Origin of the sequence: Achromobacter spanius (assembly GCF_029637605.1) — a bacterium.
Classification (GTDB): Bacteria; Pseudomonadota; Gammaproteobacteria; order Burkholderiales; family Burkholderiaceae_B; genus Achromobacter; species Achromobacter spanius_E.
This window is the reverse complement of the sequence record NZ_CP121261.1, coordinates 4,840,224-4,855,479: the sequence shown is the minus strand read 5'-3', so window position 1 is coordinate 4,855,479 and position 15,256 is coordinate 4,840,224. Positions and strand designations below refer to the sequence as shown.

At 65.2% G+C, this 15,256-nt stretch carries 14 protein-coding genes; 5 read left to right on the top strand and 9 right to left on the bottom strand.

The annotated features are described in order from the left end of the window. Positions 1 to 85 precede the first annotated feature (85 nt). A complete protein-coding gene (locus P8T11_RS21620; RefSeq protein ID WP_259252787.1) occupies positions 86 to 802 on the top strand; it encodes a GntR family transcriptional regulator in 717 nt (238 codons plus the stop codon). 53 nt (positions 803 to 855) lie between these two features. Here the strand turns inward: P8T11_RS21620 and P8T11_RS21615 are convergent, their stop codons facing one another. The 4 genes from P8T11_RS21615 to P8T11_RS21600 form a co-directional block, all read right to left on the bottom strand. After that, positions 856 to 1,206, bottom strand: coding sequence for a 2Fe-2S iron-sulfur cluster-binding protein (locus P8T11_RS21615; protein ID WP_268080091.1), 351 nt, complete (start codon positions 1,204 to 1,206; stop codon positions 856 to 858). 6 nt (positions 1,207 to 1,212) lie between these two features. Next, entirely contained in the window at positions 1,213 to 1,539 is a 327-nt protein-coding gene (locus tag P8T11_RS21610) for a ferredoxin (RefSeq protein WP_268080092.1), read from the bottom strand. A gap of 4 nt (positions 1,540 to 1,543) precedes the next feature. Beyond that, the gene (locus P8T11_RS21605; protein ID WP_100853414.1) at positions 1,544 to 1,843 is read right to left on the bottom strand and encodes a 2Fe-2S iron-sulfur cluster-binding protein; all 300 of its coding nucleotides are present in this window, start codon (positions 1,841 to 1,843) and stop codon (positions 1,544 to 1,546) included. A 73-nt stretch (positions 1,844 to 1,916) separates the two neighbouring features. Continuing rightward, on the bottom strand, positions 1,917 to 2,648 hold the full coding sequence (locus P8T11_RS21600) for a TenA family transcriptional regulator (RefSeq protein ID WP_050446826.1): 732 nt from the start codon (positions 2,646 to 2,648) through the stop codon (positions 1,917 to 1,919). Between the two features lie 238 nt (positions 2,649 to 2,886). Between P8T11_RS21600 and P8T11_RS21595 the strand changes: the two genes are divergently transcribed. Continuing rightward, complete coding sequence (locus P8T11_RS21595; RefSeq protein WP_268080093.1) at positions 2,887 to 3,102, top strand: hypothetical protein; 216 nt, start codon at positions 2,887 to 2,889, stop codon at positions 3,100 to 3,102. A 73-nt stretch (positions 3,103 to 3,175) separates the two neighbouring features. Here the strand turns inward: P8T11_RS21595 and P8T11_RS21590 are convergent, their stop codons facing one another. Beyond that, positions 3,176 to 3,607, bottom strand: a complete 432-nt coding sequence (locus P8T11_RS21590) for a DUF2809 domain-containing protein (RefSeq protein WP_268080094.1) — start codon at positions 3,605 to 3,607, stop codon at positions 3,176 to 3,178. Positions 3,608 to 3,997: 390 nt separating this feature from the next. Here P8T11_RS21590 and P8T11_RS21585 point away from each other — a divergent pair, with 390 nt between their 5' ends. The 3 genes from P8T11_RS21585 (at position 3,998) to P8T11_RS21575 (ending at position 9,381) form a co-directional block, all read left to right on the top strand. Continuing rightward, the gene (locus tag P8T11_RS21585) at positions 3,998 to 6,148 is read left to right on the top strand and encodes a site-specific recombinase (RefSeq protein ID WP_268080095.1); all 2,151 of its coding nucleotides are present in this window, start codon (positions 3,998 to 4,000) and stop codon (positions 6,146 to 6,148) included. A gap of 67 nt (positions 6,149 to 6,215) precedes the next feature. After that, the gene (locus P8T11_RS21580; protein ID WP_268080096.1) at positions 6,216 to 7,634 is read left to right on the top strand and encodes an MFS transporter; all 1,419 of its coding nucleotides are present in this window, start codon (positions 6,216 to 6,218) and stop codon (positions 7,632 to 7,634) included. A 148-nt stretch (positions 7,635 to 7,782) separates the two neighbouring features. Further along, entirely contained in the window at positions 7,783 to 9,381 is a 1,599-nt protein-coding gene (locus P8T11_RS21575) for a methyl-accepting chemotaxis protein (RefSeq protein WP_268080097.1), read from the top strand. A 36-nt stretch (positions 9,382 to 9,417) separates the two neighbouring features. Here P8T11_RS21575 and hutI read toward each other — a convergent pair whose 3' ends face one another. From hutI to P8T11_RS21555, 4 genes are all read right to left on the bottom strand, one after another. After that, complete coding sequence (gene hutI / locus P8T11_RS21570; protein ID WP_268080098.1) at positions 9,418 to 10,635, bottom strand: imidazolonepropionase; 1,218 nt, start codon at positions 10,633 to 10,635, stop codon at positions 9,418 to 9,420. 70 nt (positions 10,636 to 10,705) lie between these two features. Further along, the gene (locus P8T11_RS21565; protein WP_268080099.1) at positions 10,706 to 12,112 is read right to left on the bottom strand and encodes an amino acid permease; all 1,407 of its coding nucleotides are present in this window, start codon (positions 12,110 to 12,112) and stop codon (positions 10,706 to 10,708) included. A gap of 113 nt (positions 12,113 to 12,225) precedes the next feature. After that, the gene (gene hutH, locus P8T11_RS21560) at positions 12,226 to 13,755 is read right to left on the bottom strand and encodes a histidine ammonia-lyase (protein WP_268080100.1); all 1,530 of its coding nucleotides are present in this window, start codon (positions 13,753 to 13,755) and stop codon (positions 12,226 to 12,228) included. 56 nt (positions 13,756 to 13,811) lie between these two features. Further along, positions 13,812 to 15,212: a purine-cytosine permease family protein gene (locus tag P8T11_RS21555; RefSeq protein WP_268080101.1), complete on the bottom strand. Its 1,401-nt coding sequence runs from the start codon at positions 15,210 to 15,212 to the stop codon at positions 13,812 to 13,814. Between the last annotated feature and the right edge of the window lie 44 nt (positions 15,213 to 15,256).

The window sequence follows — 15,256 nt, the reverse complement described above, 5'->3', positions numbered from 1 at the left end:
CCGCAATGCGCGCTTGCCCTCGCGGCATTCGGCTACACCCGGTAATACAATGCGGACTGTATCCATTAATCCATATCTGCTCGCCATGACCACTTCTCCCGTCAGCCCGCAAGCCGTAGAGACGCCGTCTTCCGCCCCGCTGAAGATCGGCGAGCAGCATCCGCAGTTGTTCGCCGTCATCCGGGACAAGCTGCGCGAACGCATACTCAGCGGGGAATTCACCCCCGGTGACCGCTTGGTGGAAGGCCGCTTGTCCGAGGAAATGGGCGTGTCGCGCATCCCCGTGCGCGAAGCGCTGCGCGCATTGGCCGCCGAAGGGCTGGTCACCATCGAGCCGCGGCGCGGCGCATCGGTATCGGTACTGTCGGACGCCATCGCCTACGACATGGTGGAAGTGCGCGCCACGCTGGAAGGGCTGAACGCCAAGCTGGCGGCGCAACGCCGCGACGCCAAAACCGTGGAACGCTTGCAGGAATTCCTGCGCGAAGGCACCGAAGCCGCGCGCGGCGAACAGTTGGACAAGTTCCTGGCGCTGAACTCCCAGTTTCACGAAATGCTGGCCACCATTGCCGGCAACGTGGTGCTGACGGATCTGATGCGCTCGCTGCGTGACCGCACGGCGCTCTTGTTCGCGCCCAGCAACATGCATCGCGCCAAGGCGAATTGGGATGAACATTCGCAGATCTTGAATGCCGTGATCGCCGGCAATGGCGACTTGGCCGCCCTGCTGGCCAGCCAGCATGTGCACAACGCGGCCAAGGCCTACACCGACGCCCAGCAGCCGCATGGCGCGGCTGACTGATCAGGCCAGTAAGCAATAAGGCAAAAAGCGCAACGGGCGTTGCGCCCGCCGTGTCAGGCGGATGGCACCGGCGCGTCGGCCGCGTCTGACGCCACGCCCACCACCACGCCCTTGCCGTTCTGCACCACCCACGACACCTTTACGTCGCCGTTCACAAAGGTCTGGCAGGCCATGCGGTAGCCGGCCTCGAAGTCTTCGGGACGCAGGTGTTTGCGTTCCTTGGGCTTGATCGCGTCAGTGTGCTCCAGCCCTTCCTCGATACGGCACTTGCAGGTGCCGCACAGGCCGCCCCCGCACTTGAAGGGGATGCCCCCTTTTTCCTTGAGCGAAACGCGCAGCAGGTTGCTGTTCTCGGGCGCGGTGGCAACCTTGCCGCCGTTCGAGACGAATGTAATCTGAACCATGTTTTTTCAATGCCTTGCGACGATGGCGGCGGGGCGCAGCGTCAAGGTGGATTCCATGCTGCCAAAGCGGGTCAGGTGGGCAAGTTCCTTGCGAGCCGCCTCCAGCGACGCGAACTTCTCCAGAAACTTGGCGGGCACGCGATTGACGACATAGGGCGGCGTTTCTTCCGTCACGATCAGGCGCGTGTCGCCGTGCAGTCGCGCAATGCAGAACACGGCCAAGGCCCGCCCGTAGAACGCGTAGTCATACGTTTCGATGATGTCGACATCGCTGCCGACCTCGGTGCGGAACACGCCGGGCTTGGACGTCAGGATTACGTACACGGCATCCATGGCGTTATGCCTCCCCGTCCTGAACCAGCTCGACATCGTTGTTCAACCACAGTTGGCAGGCCAGCCGATAGCCCTGGTCGATACGGTCGCCCAACTGCTTTTTCTCTTTCCAGTTGACCGGCGGCAGATGCTCGGCGCCAGCCAGCACGCGGCACGCGCACTTGGCGCACTTGCCCATGCCGCATTCGTAGCGCAGATGCGGATACGGAAACTGCTTGATGCCGGCCCGCACCACCAGATTGGTGTTGTCCTTCACCACGTCGGTGTAGGTCTGGCCGCCTTTATGAAATACAACGGTAGGCATGAGTCTGTCGTCCAGGAACGGCGGGCCGGGCGCGGCGCCTATACGGCGCGGCCCCGGAAAACACCAATAACAATCAGGCGGCCAGCCCGAGTTCGGGCAGCTTGATCTCGTGCTGCACGTAGTCGGTGTAAAGCGCCGTGGTGTACAGCAGCCGCATCTGGGCGCCGATTTCGCAGATCTTCAGGCAGCGCTGCTGCAGGTCTACCGTGTTCGCGTGTTCCAGCACGATCTGATAGCCGCGTTCGCCGTGGATCTCGTCGGACACGATGTGCAGGTCGAAGAATTCCACTTCTTCATCGGTGAAGCCGTACTTTTCGCGCAGCGTCGGCGTCTGCTTGCGGTAAATGGACGGCACCTGCGATTCCAGGCCGACCACCAGGCCCGCCACCGCCACGATGGGGTCTTCGCGCATGGCCACGGCATAACACCAGCTTTGCAGCGCGCGCGTGGTGGGCGACATGTTGTCCGGGTTGGTGACCCGTTCGCGCGTCGTGCCGCAGGCTTCGGCAAAGCGGATCAGCAGGTCGGTATGGCGGTCGCCGCCGATCTCTTCTTCATACATATTGGCCAGCAGGAAGTCCTTGGCCTCGGTGTAGGTGTCGGGCGTGCGGGCGTACAGATACCCCAGGTAGTCGGCGAACGGGCCGACATAGTGGTAGTGGTTCTCGGCCCAGCGCGACAGATGTTCGCGGCTGAGCTTGCCTTCGGCCCAGGCAATGGAAAAGGGCGACGCATTGGCGCTCTTGCCCTTGATCGCGTTTTCCAACGCGGTGCGGAATTCATCTCGGTTCATCAGTTCTGCCATGACGCGCTCCAGTCCAGTAGGGAGGGATACCAGGCTGGGTTTAGCCCGGGAATGATGAACATTGTATACCGTCTACTGTTTTGGACTGCTAGGGCAATCCCGAAGATGTTCGGTAGAAAAGGGGCCAGAGCCCTTCAAATCAAGGGGTTGTGGATAAGACAAGCGGCAGGAAGCTGGGTGGACGACATGGCGAGCGCTGAGTACAATGAATACATTATCAATGCAATACGGAAATACCATGACTACCCGCCACCCTCTGGGAGACGCTCCCATCGGCCAGCAACTGCTGACGCATTACGCCCGCCGCGATGCGGTGCGCCACGCCACCCCCCTGTTCCCGTCTTCCTGGACCGAGTTGTTTGCGCCGTTCCGCAGCGCCCGGCTGCAACCGTTGCGCGCGGCAGCCCCCGCGGTCCGTCGGCACGACGACGAACCGGTGTGTCAGGCAGGTTGATGTTTTGCCGGCCGGGCTCCGCTAAGCCGGTAGCCGGGCCGGCGCCTCTGCACCGGCCCAAGCGCGATGCCGCCTAGCGGCGCGCGCGCAGGCTGGCCCGCATCCGGGCATGCTGCAGAGACGCCGCGTGTTGGCGGCGTTCATTGGCGCCAGCCAGCATCAGCACCACCACAAACCCCACCGTGTAGGCCAGCACGTCCCACCAATCGGGCACGCTGCCCAGCACCACCCGCAACACCGGCTGCTGAATCTGCAAGCCGTAAAGCCGCGCCAGGTATTGGCAGAATTCGACCGCGTAACCGGTCAACAGCGCAGCAACCGCCAGCGGCAACACGCGCGCGCGGATGAACGTGCGGTACAGCAAAAACGCCCAACCCACCGCCACCACGTCACCCATGAACCCGCGCAAGAACGGATAGGGCGCGCCATACAGGGCAATCACGGCCAACAGCGCGGTTACGGCAAGCAGGGCGGCGAAGGCGCGCCCATTGAAAGTCAGGGTCATGGCAAGAAGCAGCTAAGGGTGAAAACGGACGGTGGACAGGGACGGCGGCCGGCGGCCGGCGCAAGCGTGCCCGACGCCCCGTCATGGCGGCACGGGCAGGCATGGCAGTCCGGGCCGGCACGCGCGAAGCACCGGGCAGCGTACCCGAAATCTACGGGAATACCCGGAAACAGAGATCGCGTATGCGTCACCAAAAGTTATCCCGCGTTGTCCACCGGCTATCCACCGCCTATCCACTGGCTATCCACCCCTTTTCCACCGGCTTGCCCACATAGTTATCCACCGACGGCCCCTGCCCGGGCGGCGCCTTCCGGCGTACCATTGATCACCGCGCAATGCCCCGCCTGTCTTCACGATTTCCCCGATTTCCCATGAACCTCGAGGCCATCGATGCTTACCTCCCTTTGGCGCAAGTGGCGGGCTACGCACCACGGCGGGCCGCAATTGGACGTGATACTGGCCAACGCCGATCCGGACGCGCCGCTGGCCGACCGCAATTTATGGCTGGTGGACCTGTGCCGCTGGCTGGACCGCCCCGGCGTTCCGACTCAAACCGCGCCGCAACCCCCGGCCCAGACTCCAACCCTGACCCCGGCCCAGGCCGACGCCGCAGCCCCTGACACCGCGGCAAGCCCCCGCTACCCGCAGCACATGCGCCTGCGTTACCTGCTGCAAGTGCTGGAACACACCCCCGAGCGTGCCGCGCGCGTTGCCGCCACGCTGCGTTCCCTGATGACCGACAACGACCCGACTTCGCTGCTGTGCGACACGGGTGTGGCCGCGCATCCCGGCTTCTGGAACGAGTTCTGGAACCGTGTCCAGACGCGCCTGCTGCCGCCGCCCCCCACTCATGGCGACATGTTCAACCTGTTCTCGCAGATCTTCCGCCGCCGAGGCGCGGTGGAATGGATCGAGGCCCTGGACGACGAGACGCTGGCCCGCATGTCCGCCGTATTTCGCACCGGCGCGCGCGCGGACGCCACGCCCGACCTCGCCGCCGCGCCCGCCGTTGAACCGTTTCCCCCACACATCGAACAAGCGCTGACCAGCAGCATCCAGGTGCTGGTCAGCCAGGTGCGCGCCACCGGCCTGGGCCAGGACATTCGATCTCGCCTGCCGGGTCCTGTGCAGGACTCGCCGTTCTTTGCGCTGGCCCCCGCCGTGGCCGAACTGTGCGACCGCGCGCCCGACATGCCTGAGGACGTCTTCGCACGCCGCCTGAACCTGTTCCGCGCGCTGCTGGACCGCTGCCGCCTGGCCGTGCAAGGCGTCTTTGACGAGCTCGCGGAGAACGGCGTGTCGGTCGACGTCGTGTTTCAGATCGAACGCATGAAACTGCGCCTGGCGCGCATCGAACTGCTGCTGAACGTTTGGGTGGATCCGACGCATCGCCATAAATTCGTGCACCTGACCACCGAGCTGATCCGGTCCACCCAGGCGCGCAACAGCATCCGCCACCTGGTGAGCTCGGCGTTCGCACAACTGGCGCGCCGGGTCATGGAACGCACGGCCCAGACCGGCGAACACTACATCGCGCGGGACAGCATCGAATACCTGGCGATGTTGAAAGCCTCGCTGGGCGGCGGTTTCGTCATGGTGTTCACGGTGTATTTGAAGTTCTTCATCCTGTCACTGCACCTGGACAAGCTCGTCGAAGGGCTGTTGACGGCCTTGAATTACGCGGGCGGCTTCCTGGTGATCCACTTTGCGCACTTCTCGCTGGCCACCAAGCAGCCCGCCATGACCGGGCCCACGCTGGCCCACCGCCTGGACGATTCCCACACGCCAGAGGGCCGCGACGCCTTCCTGGACGACACGCTGGCCATGATCCGGTCCAATGCCGCGGCCATCGCGGGCAACCTGGCCGTGGTGTTTCCGCTGGCCTGGGCGGTGCAGTGGGTGGCGGTCAATGCCCTGCAGCGGCCGCTTATCAACGCGGACAAGGCAGAGGAAACGCTGGCGTCGTTCTCCATCTGGGGCGCGACCCCGCTCTACGCTGCCGCCACCGGCGTGCTGCTGTGGCTGTCCAGCCTGATCGCGGGTTGGGCCGACAACTGGTTCGCCCTGCACCGCGTGCACGACGTGATGGCCTATAGCCGCCGCGCGCGGCAACTGCTTGGCGCGCGCGGCGCGCTGCGCTGGGCCGGGTTCTGGCAACGCAACATTTCCGGCATCGCGGCCAACGTGTCGTTGGGCCTGATGTTGGGCTTGGGACCCGCCATCGTCGAACTGCTTGGCGCACATGTGGAGGTGCGCCACGTGACGCTCAGCGCCGGCCAGCTTGGCACGGTGATCGGCACGTTGGGATGGGACATCGTGCGCACGCAGGGGTTCTGGCTGGCCGTGGCCGGCCTGGCCGTCACGGGCCTGCTGAATGTGGCGGTCAGCTTCGCGCTGGCGTTCAATGTGGCGCTGCGTTCGCGCGACCTGCGCCGCGGTGACCGCGACTCGCTCTCGGCTGGCGTGCGGCAGCGCATCTGGCAGCGCCCCGCGACGCTTTTCTGGCCGGTCAAGCCTCGGCCCGCGCCCAAGCAGACCTGATGCCGCATTAGAATCAGTCCCTTGATGCCGGACGCTCCGCCCAGCACGCCTCGCATTTCCGCTGCCCATGCTCCCGTTCTCCCGCAATACCGTCTATCCGGCAGGCGCCGGCCTGCCTGCTTCGGAGCGCGTTGGCGCGCTGCTCGCCGTCATGTTGGCGGTGTGCATGGCAAGCCTGGACACGGCCATTGCCAACACCGCGCTGCCCACCATCGCGCGCGACCTGCAGGCCAGCGACGCCGGGTCTATCTGGGTCATCAGCGGCTATCAACTGGCCATGGTGGCCGGGCTGCTGCCCGCCGCCGCGCTGGGCGAAATCCTGGGTCATCGGCGGGTGTACATGGTGGGCCTGGTGGTGTTCACCTTGTCGTCGCTAGCCTGTGGGCTGGCGCCGTCCCTGCCCACGCTGGTGGTGGCGCGCATTCTGCAAGGACTGGGCGCGGCCGGCGTGATGAGCGTGAACGGCGCCTTGCTGCGCTTTATCTATCCGTCCTCCATGCTGGGACGCGGCCTGGGCTTGAACGCGATGGTGGTGGGCTTGTCGTTCGCGGCCGGCCCAACCGCCGCGTCGGCCATCCTGTTGCTGGGGTCCTGGCACTGGCTGTTTCTGATCAATGTGCCCATCGGCATCCTGGCCGCGGTGCTGGGCCTGCGCGGCCTGCCCGAAACCGCGCGCGCGCCGCACGGCTTTGACGGCATTGCCGCCGTGCTGTGCGCGCTGACGCTGGGCCTGTTCGTGTTGGGCTCCAATGAGCTGGCCCATGGCGCGCCCTGGCCGCGCATCGCGCTGGAATGGGGTGGCGCCATCGCCAGCCTGTGGCTGCTGATGCGACGCCAGGCCGGCCACCCGGCGCCCATCCTGGCGGTTGACCTGCTGCGGCGCCCCTTGTTCGCCCTGTCAGCCGCCACCGCTGTCTGCGCCTTCGCCGCGCAGGGGCTGGCGTTTGTGTCGCTGCCGTTCATGTTGCAGACCGTGCTGGGCTACAGCCAGGTGCATACCGGATTCCTGATTACGCCGTGGCCGGTGGTGGTGGCCTTCATGGCCCCGATCGCGGGGCGCCTGTCCGACCGCTACCCCGCCGGCATCCTGGGCGGCGTCGGCCTGGCGCTGCTGGCCGTGGGCATGGTGCTGCTGGCTTTGCTGCCAGCCGCCCCTTCCGCGTGGGATATCTGCTGGCGCATGGCCATCTGCGGCGCGGGCTTCGGTTTTTTCCAGTCGCCCAATCTGCGGGCCATCATGACGTCGGCGCCCGCGTCCCGGGCGGGCGGCGCCAGCGGCATGATCGGCACCGTGCGGCTGCTGGGCCAGGCGTCCGGCGCGGCGCTGGTGGCCGCGTGCTTTCACGTGTCCACCACGCACGGCGCGATAACCGCCTTGTGGCTGGGCGGCCTGTGCGCCGCCTTGGCCTGCATCGCCAGCTTTTCGCGCTTGCGTTTTGATGCGTCGGAACCGATGGCATGCCCGTCGCCGAGACCGATGAAATAGCATCTAAAACGCAACAATGTTGCAGCATCTATCGATATATTCGTCGAACGGACCGATATATTCGTAAGTTGTGAAACAGTTGCTAAATATCCCCTGAGCGGCGTCGTTGTTCGTAGTGCAGCACTCGCTGTATATCGGACGACTCGCTATGACACAGTTACTGAAAGACATCACGATCCGACGCATGATTCTGTGCACCCTGCTCGCCATCAGCGCGCTGGTCACGGGCTTGTCAGCCATCAGCGTCAACGGATTACGCAGCGCCGGGGAAGCGCTTGCCACCAGCGGCGACCTGCTGCACGAGGTTTCGGCGCTATCCCGGGTCAATGACCAGATCATGCGCGCCCGCCTGCGCTTGTCGCGGCAATTGGAATATGCCGCCGAAGGCCAGGCCGCCAAGGCGGCCGAAGAAGGCCGCAGCATCGACAGCGCGCTTGCCGAAGCGCGCAAGCAGCAGGCCATCTTTATTGAATTGGCCACCAAGGACGCCCCCGACACCATCCTGCAACCCATGCAAGCGGGCTTTGACGCGCTGGTCAACGGCGGCATCGCGGTGCAACGCCAGCACCTGGAAGCGGGCGACATCGCGCGTGCGCGCGAGCACGCCTCCACGGTCGTGGTGTCGGCCAGCCGCGCCTTCGGCAAGAGCATGGAAAACTACGAGGCCTATGCCAAGGACCGCGAAACGCAAATGTGGGAAGACGCCGCCGCCCAGCGCCAGCAGGCCTATGTCGGCATGGGCAGCGTGCTCGGCGTCTGCCTGTTGCTGCTGGTGCTGGGCGACCGCTACGTGGTGATATTCGTGCGACGCCCGCTGGATATGGTCAAAGCCCACTTTCAGCGCATCGCCGGCGGCGACCTGACCACGCCCATCGCCTCGTATGGCAAGAACTGCGTGGGGCAACTCATTCCCTATCTGCAGGAAATGCAGAACAGCCTGGTGCATACCGTGCACGCCGTGCGCGAGGGCGTGGTCGAGATCAACGCCGGTTCCAGCGAAATCGCGGCCGGCAACCAGGACCTGTCCAGCCGCACCGAGCAACAGGCGGCGTCGCTGGAAGAAACGGCCGCCAGCATGGAACAGTTGCTGTCCACCGTGACCAGCAACGCCGAGAACGCCCGCCAGGCCAACCAGATGGCGGCCACCGCCAGCCAGGTGGTGCAGCGCGGCGGCATGGCCGTGCAGGAAGCGGTCAGCACCATGCGCGAGATTGCGCAGGATTCGGGCCGCATCGAAGACATCGTCGGCGTCATCGACGGCATTGCCTTCCAGACCAACATCCTGGCGCTGAACGCGGCGGTCGAAGCCGCACGCGCGGGCGAGGAAGGCAAGGGCTTTGCCGTGGTGGCCGCCGAAGTGCGGTCGTTGGCGCAGCGCAGCGCCGGGGCCGCGAAAGAGATCAAGCAACTGCTGTCGGCGTCCAGCGCCACCGTGCAGGCCGGCTCGGCCCAGGTCGAAGCGGCCGGGCACACCATGCAGGAAATCCTGGAGACCATCGAACGCCTGACGCTGCTGGTCAATGACATTGCCACAGCGTCGCAGGAGCAGGTGACGGGCATCGACCAGGTCAACACCGCCGTGAACCAGATGGACCAGGTCACGCAGCAGAACGCCGCGCTGGTGGAAGAAGCCGCGGCAGCCGCCATGTCGCTGGAAACCCAGGCGCAACGCCTGCAAGGCGCCGTCAGCGCGTTCCGCCTGCCGACGTTGATCCAGGACCAACGGCAGATGGCTATCGCGGCCTGACGGGAAGTGGGCGCGCTGGCCGGAACCCAGGCGGCATCAGGCCAGCGCCGCCACTTCCACCAGCGCGCCATGACGGATCACGCGCTTCGGGATATCTCCGCCGATCCAGTACGCCAGCTCCGCCGGATGCGCCACGCGCCAGGCGACAAAGTCCGCCACCTTGCCGACTTCCAGCGCGCCGTGCGTGGCATGCAAGCCCAGCGCGCGCGCCGCGTTCACCGTGGCGCCCGCCAACGCTTCTTCCGGCGTCATCTTGAACAGCGTGCACGCCATGCTCAACATCAAGCGCAGCGACAACACGGGCGAAGTGCCCGGGTTCAGGTCGGTTGAAATGGCAATGGGCACGCCATGGCGGCGCAGCAGGTCCAAGGGCGGCAACTGCGTTTCACGTAGCGCGTAGAACGCGCCCGGCAACAGCACCGCCACGGTGCCGGCGTCGGCCATCGCCCGCACATCGCTTTCGGTCAGGTATTCCAGATGGTCCGCGGACAAGGCCCCGTAGCGGGCGGCAAGCGTGGCGCCATGCAGCGAAGACAATTGCTCGGCGTGCAGCTTCACGGGCAGATCCAGATGCTTGGCGGCCTGAAACACCCGTTCAACCTGCTCGGGGGAAAACGCCAGATGCTCGCAAAACGCATCGACCGCATCAATCAGCCCTTCGGCCGCCAGCACCGGCAGCATGCGCCGCGCCACGTCGTCGATGTAGTCATCCGCGCGCCCCGCGAATTCCGGCGGCAGCGCGTGCGCCGCCAGACAGGTGGCCTGCACCGTCATCGGCAGCGTCTGGCCCAGGCGCCGCGCCACGCGCAGCATCTTGCGTTCATTGGGCAGGTCCAGGCCATAGCCTGACTTGACCTCTACCGTGGTTACGCCATCGCGCAGCAGATGCAGCGCGCGTTGGCGGGCGCTGACATACAGCGCGTCTTCGGAGGCCTCGCGCGTGGCGCGCACCGTACTGGCGATGCCGCCGCCCTGCGCCGCGATCCTTGCGTAGTCCACGCCTTGCAGCCGCTGCTCGAATTCCTTGCTGCGGTTGCCGCCAAAGACCAGGTGCGTGTGGCAGTCGATCAGCCCGGGCGTCACCCACGCGCCGCCCAGGTCGTGTTCCTGCGCCGCATCCACTGGCGGCAGGTCCGCTTCGTGGCCGATCCATTCGATGCGATCGGCATGGGTCACGATGGCCGCGCCTTCAATCACTGAGTAGGCCCCGCCTGCCATGGTGGCGGCGTGGCAATGTCGCCAGATCTGTCTCATGCACATACTCCTTGAAACCGGCGCCACGCCACCGGGAGTGGCGGGCGCCGTGCTCGGTCAGTCAGACCCATCAGTCGGACCCCTGCGCCACCGGCACCGGGATGCCGCCACTGGGACCGCGCGGCAGAACCAGGTAGCGGTACGCCACGCACAACAACGCAATCCACACCGCGCCCACGACCAAGGCCATCTGCGTGCGCGGAAAATACCCCAGCACCCCGATCACGAACACCAAAAACGCGATGGCCAGCAGCGGCCCGACCGGCCAGAAGGGCACCGGGAACTTCAGGTCCGCGACCTCCTGGGGATTCATCTTGCGCCGCATCGCCACCTGCGACAACAGAATCATCAGCCACACCCACACGGTAGCGAAAGTGGCAATCGAGGCGATCAGCACGAACACGTCTTCGGGGATCAGGTAGTTCAGCAACACGCCCAGCAGCAGCGCAACGGTCATCACCACCACCGTCATCCACGGCACGCCGGATTCGGACACCGCCGCGAAGCCGCGCGGCGCCTGGCCTTGGCGGGCCATGCCATACAGCATGCGGCCCGCGCCGAAGATGTCGCTGTTGATGGCCGACACGGCGGCCGAGATCACCACGATATTCAGGATAGTGGCCGCCGACTTGATGCCCAGCCCGTCAAAGATCTGCACGAAGGGGCTGCCCTGGCTGCCGATCTGCGTCCACGGAAAAATGGACATCAGCACGAACAGCGTCAGCACATAGAACAGCAGGATGCGCAGCGGCACCGCGTTGATCGCGCGCGGGATGGTACGGCCGGGGTCCTTGGCTTCGCCCGCCGTGATGCCAATGATTTCGATGCCGCCAAAGGCGAACACCACCACCGCCAGCGACGCGATCAGCCCGCCCACGCCGTTGGGCATGAAGCCGCCGTGCTCCCACAGGTTATGCACACCCGTCGCCGCGCTATCCACGTTCAAGCCGAAACCGAACAGCATGATGCCCAGCCCGCCGGCAATCATGGCGATAATCGCGCCCACTTTCAGCAACGACAACCAGAACTCCAGTTCGCCAAACACCTTGACCGAACACAGGTTGATGGCACCGATGAAGAACACGATGGACAGCACCCAGATCCAGCGCGGCACGTCCGGATACCAGAACCCCATGTACAAGCCGAAGGCTGTCACGTCGGCCAGGCAGACGATGATCATCTCGAAGGCATACGTCCAGCCAGTCAAAAAGCCCGCGATGGGGCCGAGGTAACTGGTGGCGTACTGCCCGAAGGACCCGGACACGGGGTTTCTGACCGCCATTTCGCCTAAGGCGCGCATCACCATGTACACGGCCGCGCCGGCAATCAGATAGGCGATCAGCACCGAAGGCCCGGCCTCCTGGATGGCCTTGGCCGATCCATAGAACAGGCCGGTCCCAATGGCCGAACCCAGCGCCATGAAGCGTATGTGCCTGGCGTTCAGCCCCCGTTTGAGATCCTGCGTTTCAGCTTGCATTTCCGTCTCCGTAATTGTTATAGGCGTGCAGCATCACGCCGTGCGGGCGCCTTCTACGGACGCGTACGCACAGCGCGGGGATGCGGCCGTCAGACGCCGGCCGCCAGTAAAAATCAAAGGCTGGGCAGCAGCCCCGAGGGCATCAGCCCGTTCAGCACCTGCGCCGATATCAGGCTGCTGGCGGCGGCGATGTCCGGCGCGAAGAAGCGGTCTTCTTCGTAGTGCGGCACTTGCTCGCGCAGTACACGGCGTGCCTGTTCAAGCTGGGGCGACGTCTTCAAGCCTTCGCGGAAATCCAGCCCCTGGCACGCGCCCAGCCATTCGATGGCCAGGATGTCGCGCACGTTGTCAGCCATGGCCCAGAGCCGCTTGCCGGCGTTGGGCGCCATCGACACGTGGTCTTCCTGGTTGGCTGACGTGGGCATGCTGTCCACGCTGGCTGGATGCGCCAGCGCCTTGTTGTCGCTGGCCAGCGCGGCGGCGGTCACCTGGGCAATCATGAAGCCCGAATTAACACCGCCCTTGGCCACCAGGAACGGCGGCAACTGCGACATGTGCTTGTCCATCATCAACGCAATGCGCCGTTCGGACAGCGCGCCGATTTCGGCCAGGGCCAAGGCCAGGTTGTCCGCCACCATAGCCACGGGCTCCGCATGGAAGTTGCCGCCCGAAATCACGTCGCCCTGGGACACGAACACCAGCGGGTTGTCGGATACGGCGTTGGATTCGATTTGCAGCACATGCGCCGCGTGGCGGATCTGCGTCAGGCAGGCGCCCATCACCTGGGGTTGGCAGCGCAGGGAATAGGGGTCCTGCACCTTTTCACAATCGGCGTGCGAATGGCCGACTTCGCTGTCCTGGCCCAGCAGGTCGCGATAGACGCCGGCCACCGCGATCTGGCCCGGCTGGCCGCGCGCGGCGTGGATGCGCGCATCGAAGGGCACGCGCGAACCCAGCATGGCTTCCACGCTAAGGCTGCCGCATACCAGCCCGGCCGCCATCATGTCTTCGGCGTCGAACAGGCCGCGCAGGGCGTAGGCCGTAGACACTTGCGTGCCATTCAACAACGCCAGCCCTTCCTTGGCCGCCAGCGTCAGCGGCACCAGGCCGGCGCGCGCCAGCGCTTCCTGCGCGGGCAGCCACTCGCCTTGATAACGGGCGCGGCTTTCGCCCAACAGCACGATGGACATATGCGCCAACGGCGCCAGGTCACCCGACGCGCCCACCGACCCCTTAAGCGGTATATGCGGATAAACACCCGCGTTCACCATCGCGATCAGGCTGTCGATAACGTGGCGGCGGATACCGGAATAGCCACGCGCCAGGCTGTTGATCTTCAAGACCATGATCAGTCGCACCATGGCGTCGTCCAGGGGCTCGCCCACGCCCGCCGCGTGCGAGCGCACCAAGGAGCTTTGCAGCGCTTCGAGGTCTTCGCGCGCGATCTTGGTGGACGCCAGCAAGCCAAAGCCCGTGTTGATGCCATACACCGTGCGGCCCTCGGCGATCAGCCGTTCAACGGTGGCCACGCTGGCGTCAATGGCGTCCGCCGCGCCCGCATCCAGCGTCAAGCGGACCGGCTCCTGATAGACACGCCGCAAATCGGCCAAGGTGAGGTGGCCGGGTTTCAAGTGCAATTCCATTTTCTTCTCCTGCGCCGGTGCTTCGGCGTCTTGCAATGGGGTAGTCAGGCCGGCCGTCATGCCGGCGCGTGCGCCGCAAGCCGCGTATCGCGACGGGCAAATAGGTAATAAAGAATGCTGGGAACGATCAGGCCGACGACCCACGAGATGTCCACGCCCCCCAGGCGTTCGACCATCGGGCCGGTATAAAGCTTGGTCGAGATGAACGGCATCTGCACCAAGACACCAAAGGCGTACACCAGGATGCCGGGCCAGTTCCATCGGCCATAGCGTCCGTTGGGGTCGGACAGCGCGGCCACGTCGTAGCGTTCGCGATTCACGAAGTAATAGTCCACCAGGTTCACCGCGCTCCAGGGCACAAAGAAGGCCAGGAGGAACAGGATGAAGGACTTGAATGCGTTCAGGAAGGAATGCTGGCCCACCAAGGCCACCGCCGTGGCCGCGCCCACGATCAACAACACGGCCACCGCGCGCTGGCGCCGCGTGATCTCGACATGTCCGCGAAAGCCGCTGACGATCGTCGCGATGCACATGAAGCTGCCGTAGGAGTTCAGCGTCGATATCGTGACCTTTCCAAACGCGATGCTGAAGTACAGCAGCGCCGCCATGGTTCCCGTGCCACCCAGGCCCACGATGGTCGCGACTTCCCGCCCCGCGAACTGCCCCGCCGACATTGCCGCGGCCAGCACGCCCAGCACCATGGCAGTCTGCGCACCGAGTACGGAGCCCAGCCCTACCGCCAGGAACGTCTTCATCGACGAGGTCGAACTGGGCAGGTAGCGCGAGTAGTCAGCCACATACGGCCCATAGGCAATCTGCCAGGACGCGGCCAGCGACACGGCCAGCAGGAACGGCCCCCACGCAAAATGCCGGATCTGCAGCAACTGGCCCACATCGCCCACGGCGATGACGCGGCTGAACAGGTACACGAACGCGATCAGGCCGAACACAGTGGCGACACGCCCGATGATATGGATGACCCGATAGCCGAACAGCGTGGCCACCACGATGATCGACGCGAATAGCAAGATGCCGATGGTGTCGCTCACGCCGAACAACTGCCCCAGCGCCTGGCCCGACAACACCGTGCCCGTGGCCGTGAAGCCCAGGTACATCAGGCACACCAGTGCGATGGGAATCGCCGCGCCATACACGCCGAACTGCACGCGGCTGGAGATCATCTGCGGCAAGCCCAGCTTCGGCCCCTGCGCCGCATGCAGCGCCATCACCACACCACCCAGCACCTGGCCGATGAACAGCCCGATCAAGGACCAGAACACGTCGCCACCCAACACCACCGCCAGCGCACCCGTGACGATGGCGGTGATCTGAAGGTTGGCGCCCATCCACAGCGTGAACTGGCTGTAGAGCTTGCCGTGCCGTTCGGACGCCGGAATGTAGTCGATGGAACGCCGCTCGATCAGCGGCGTGGACCCTGCCTCGCTTGCCTGCACCATCGCGTTGCCTCGTGGATGACGTGGGGCCGATCGTTGCCGATCGT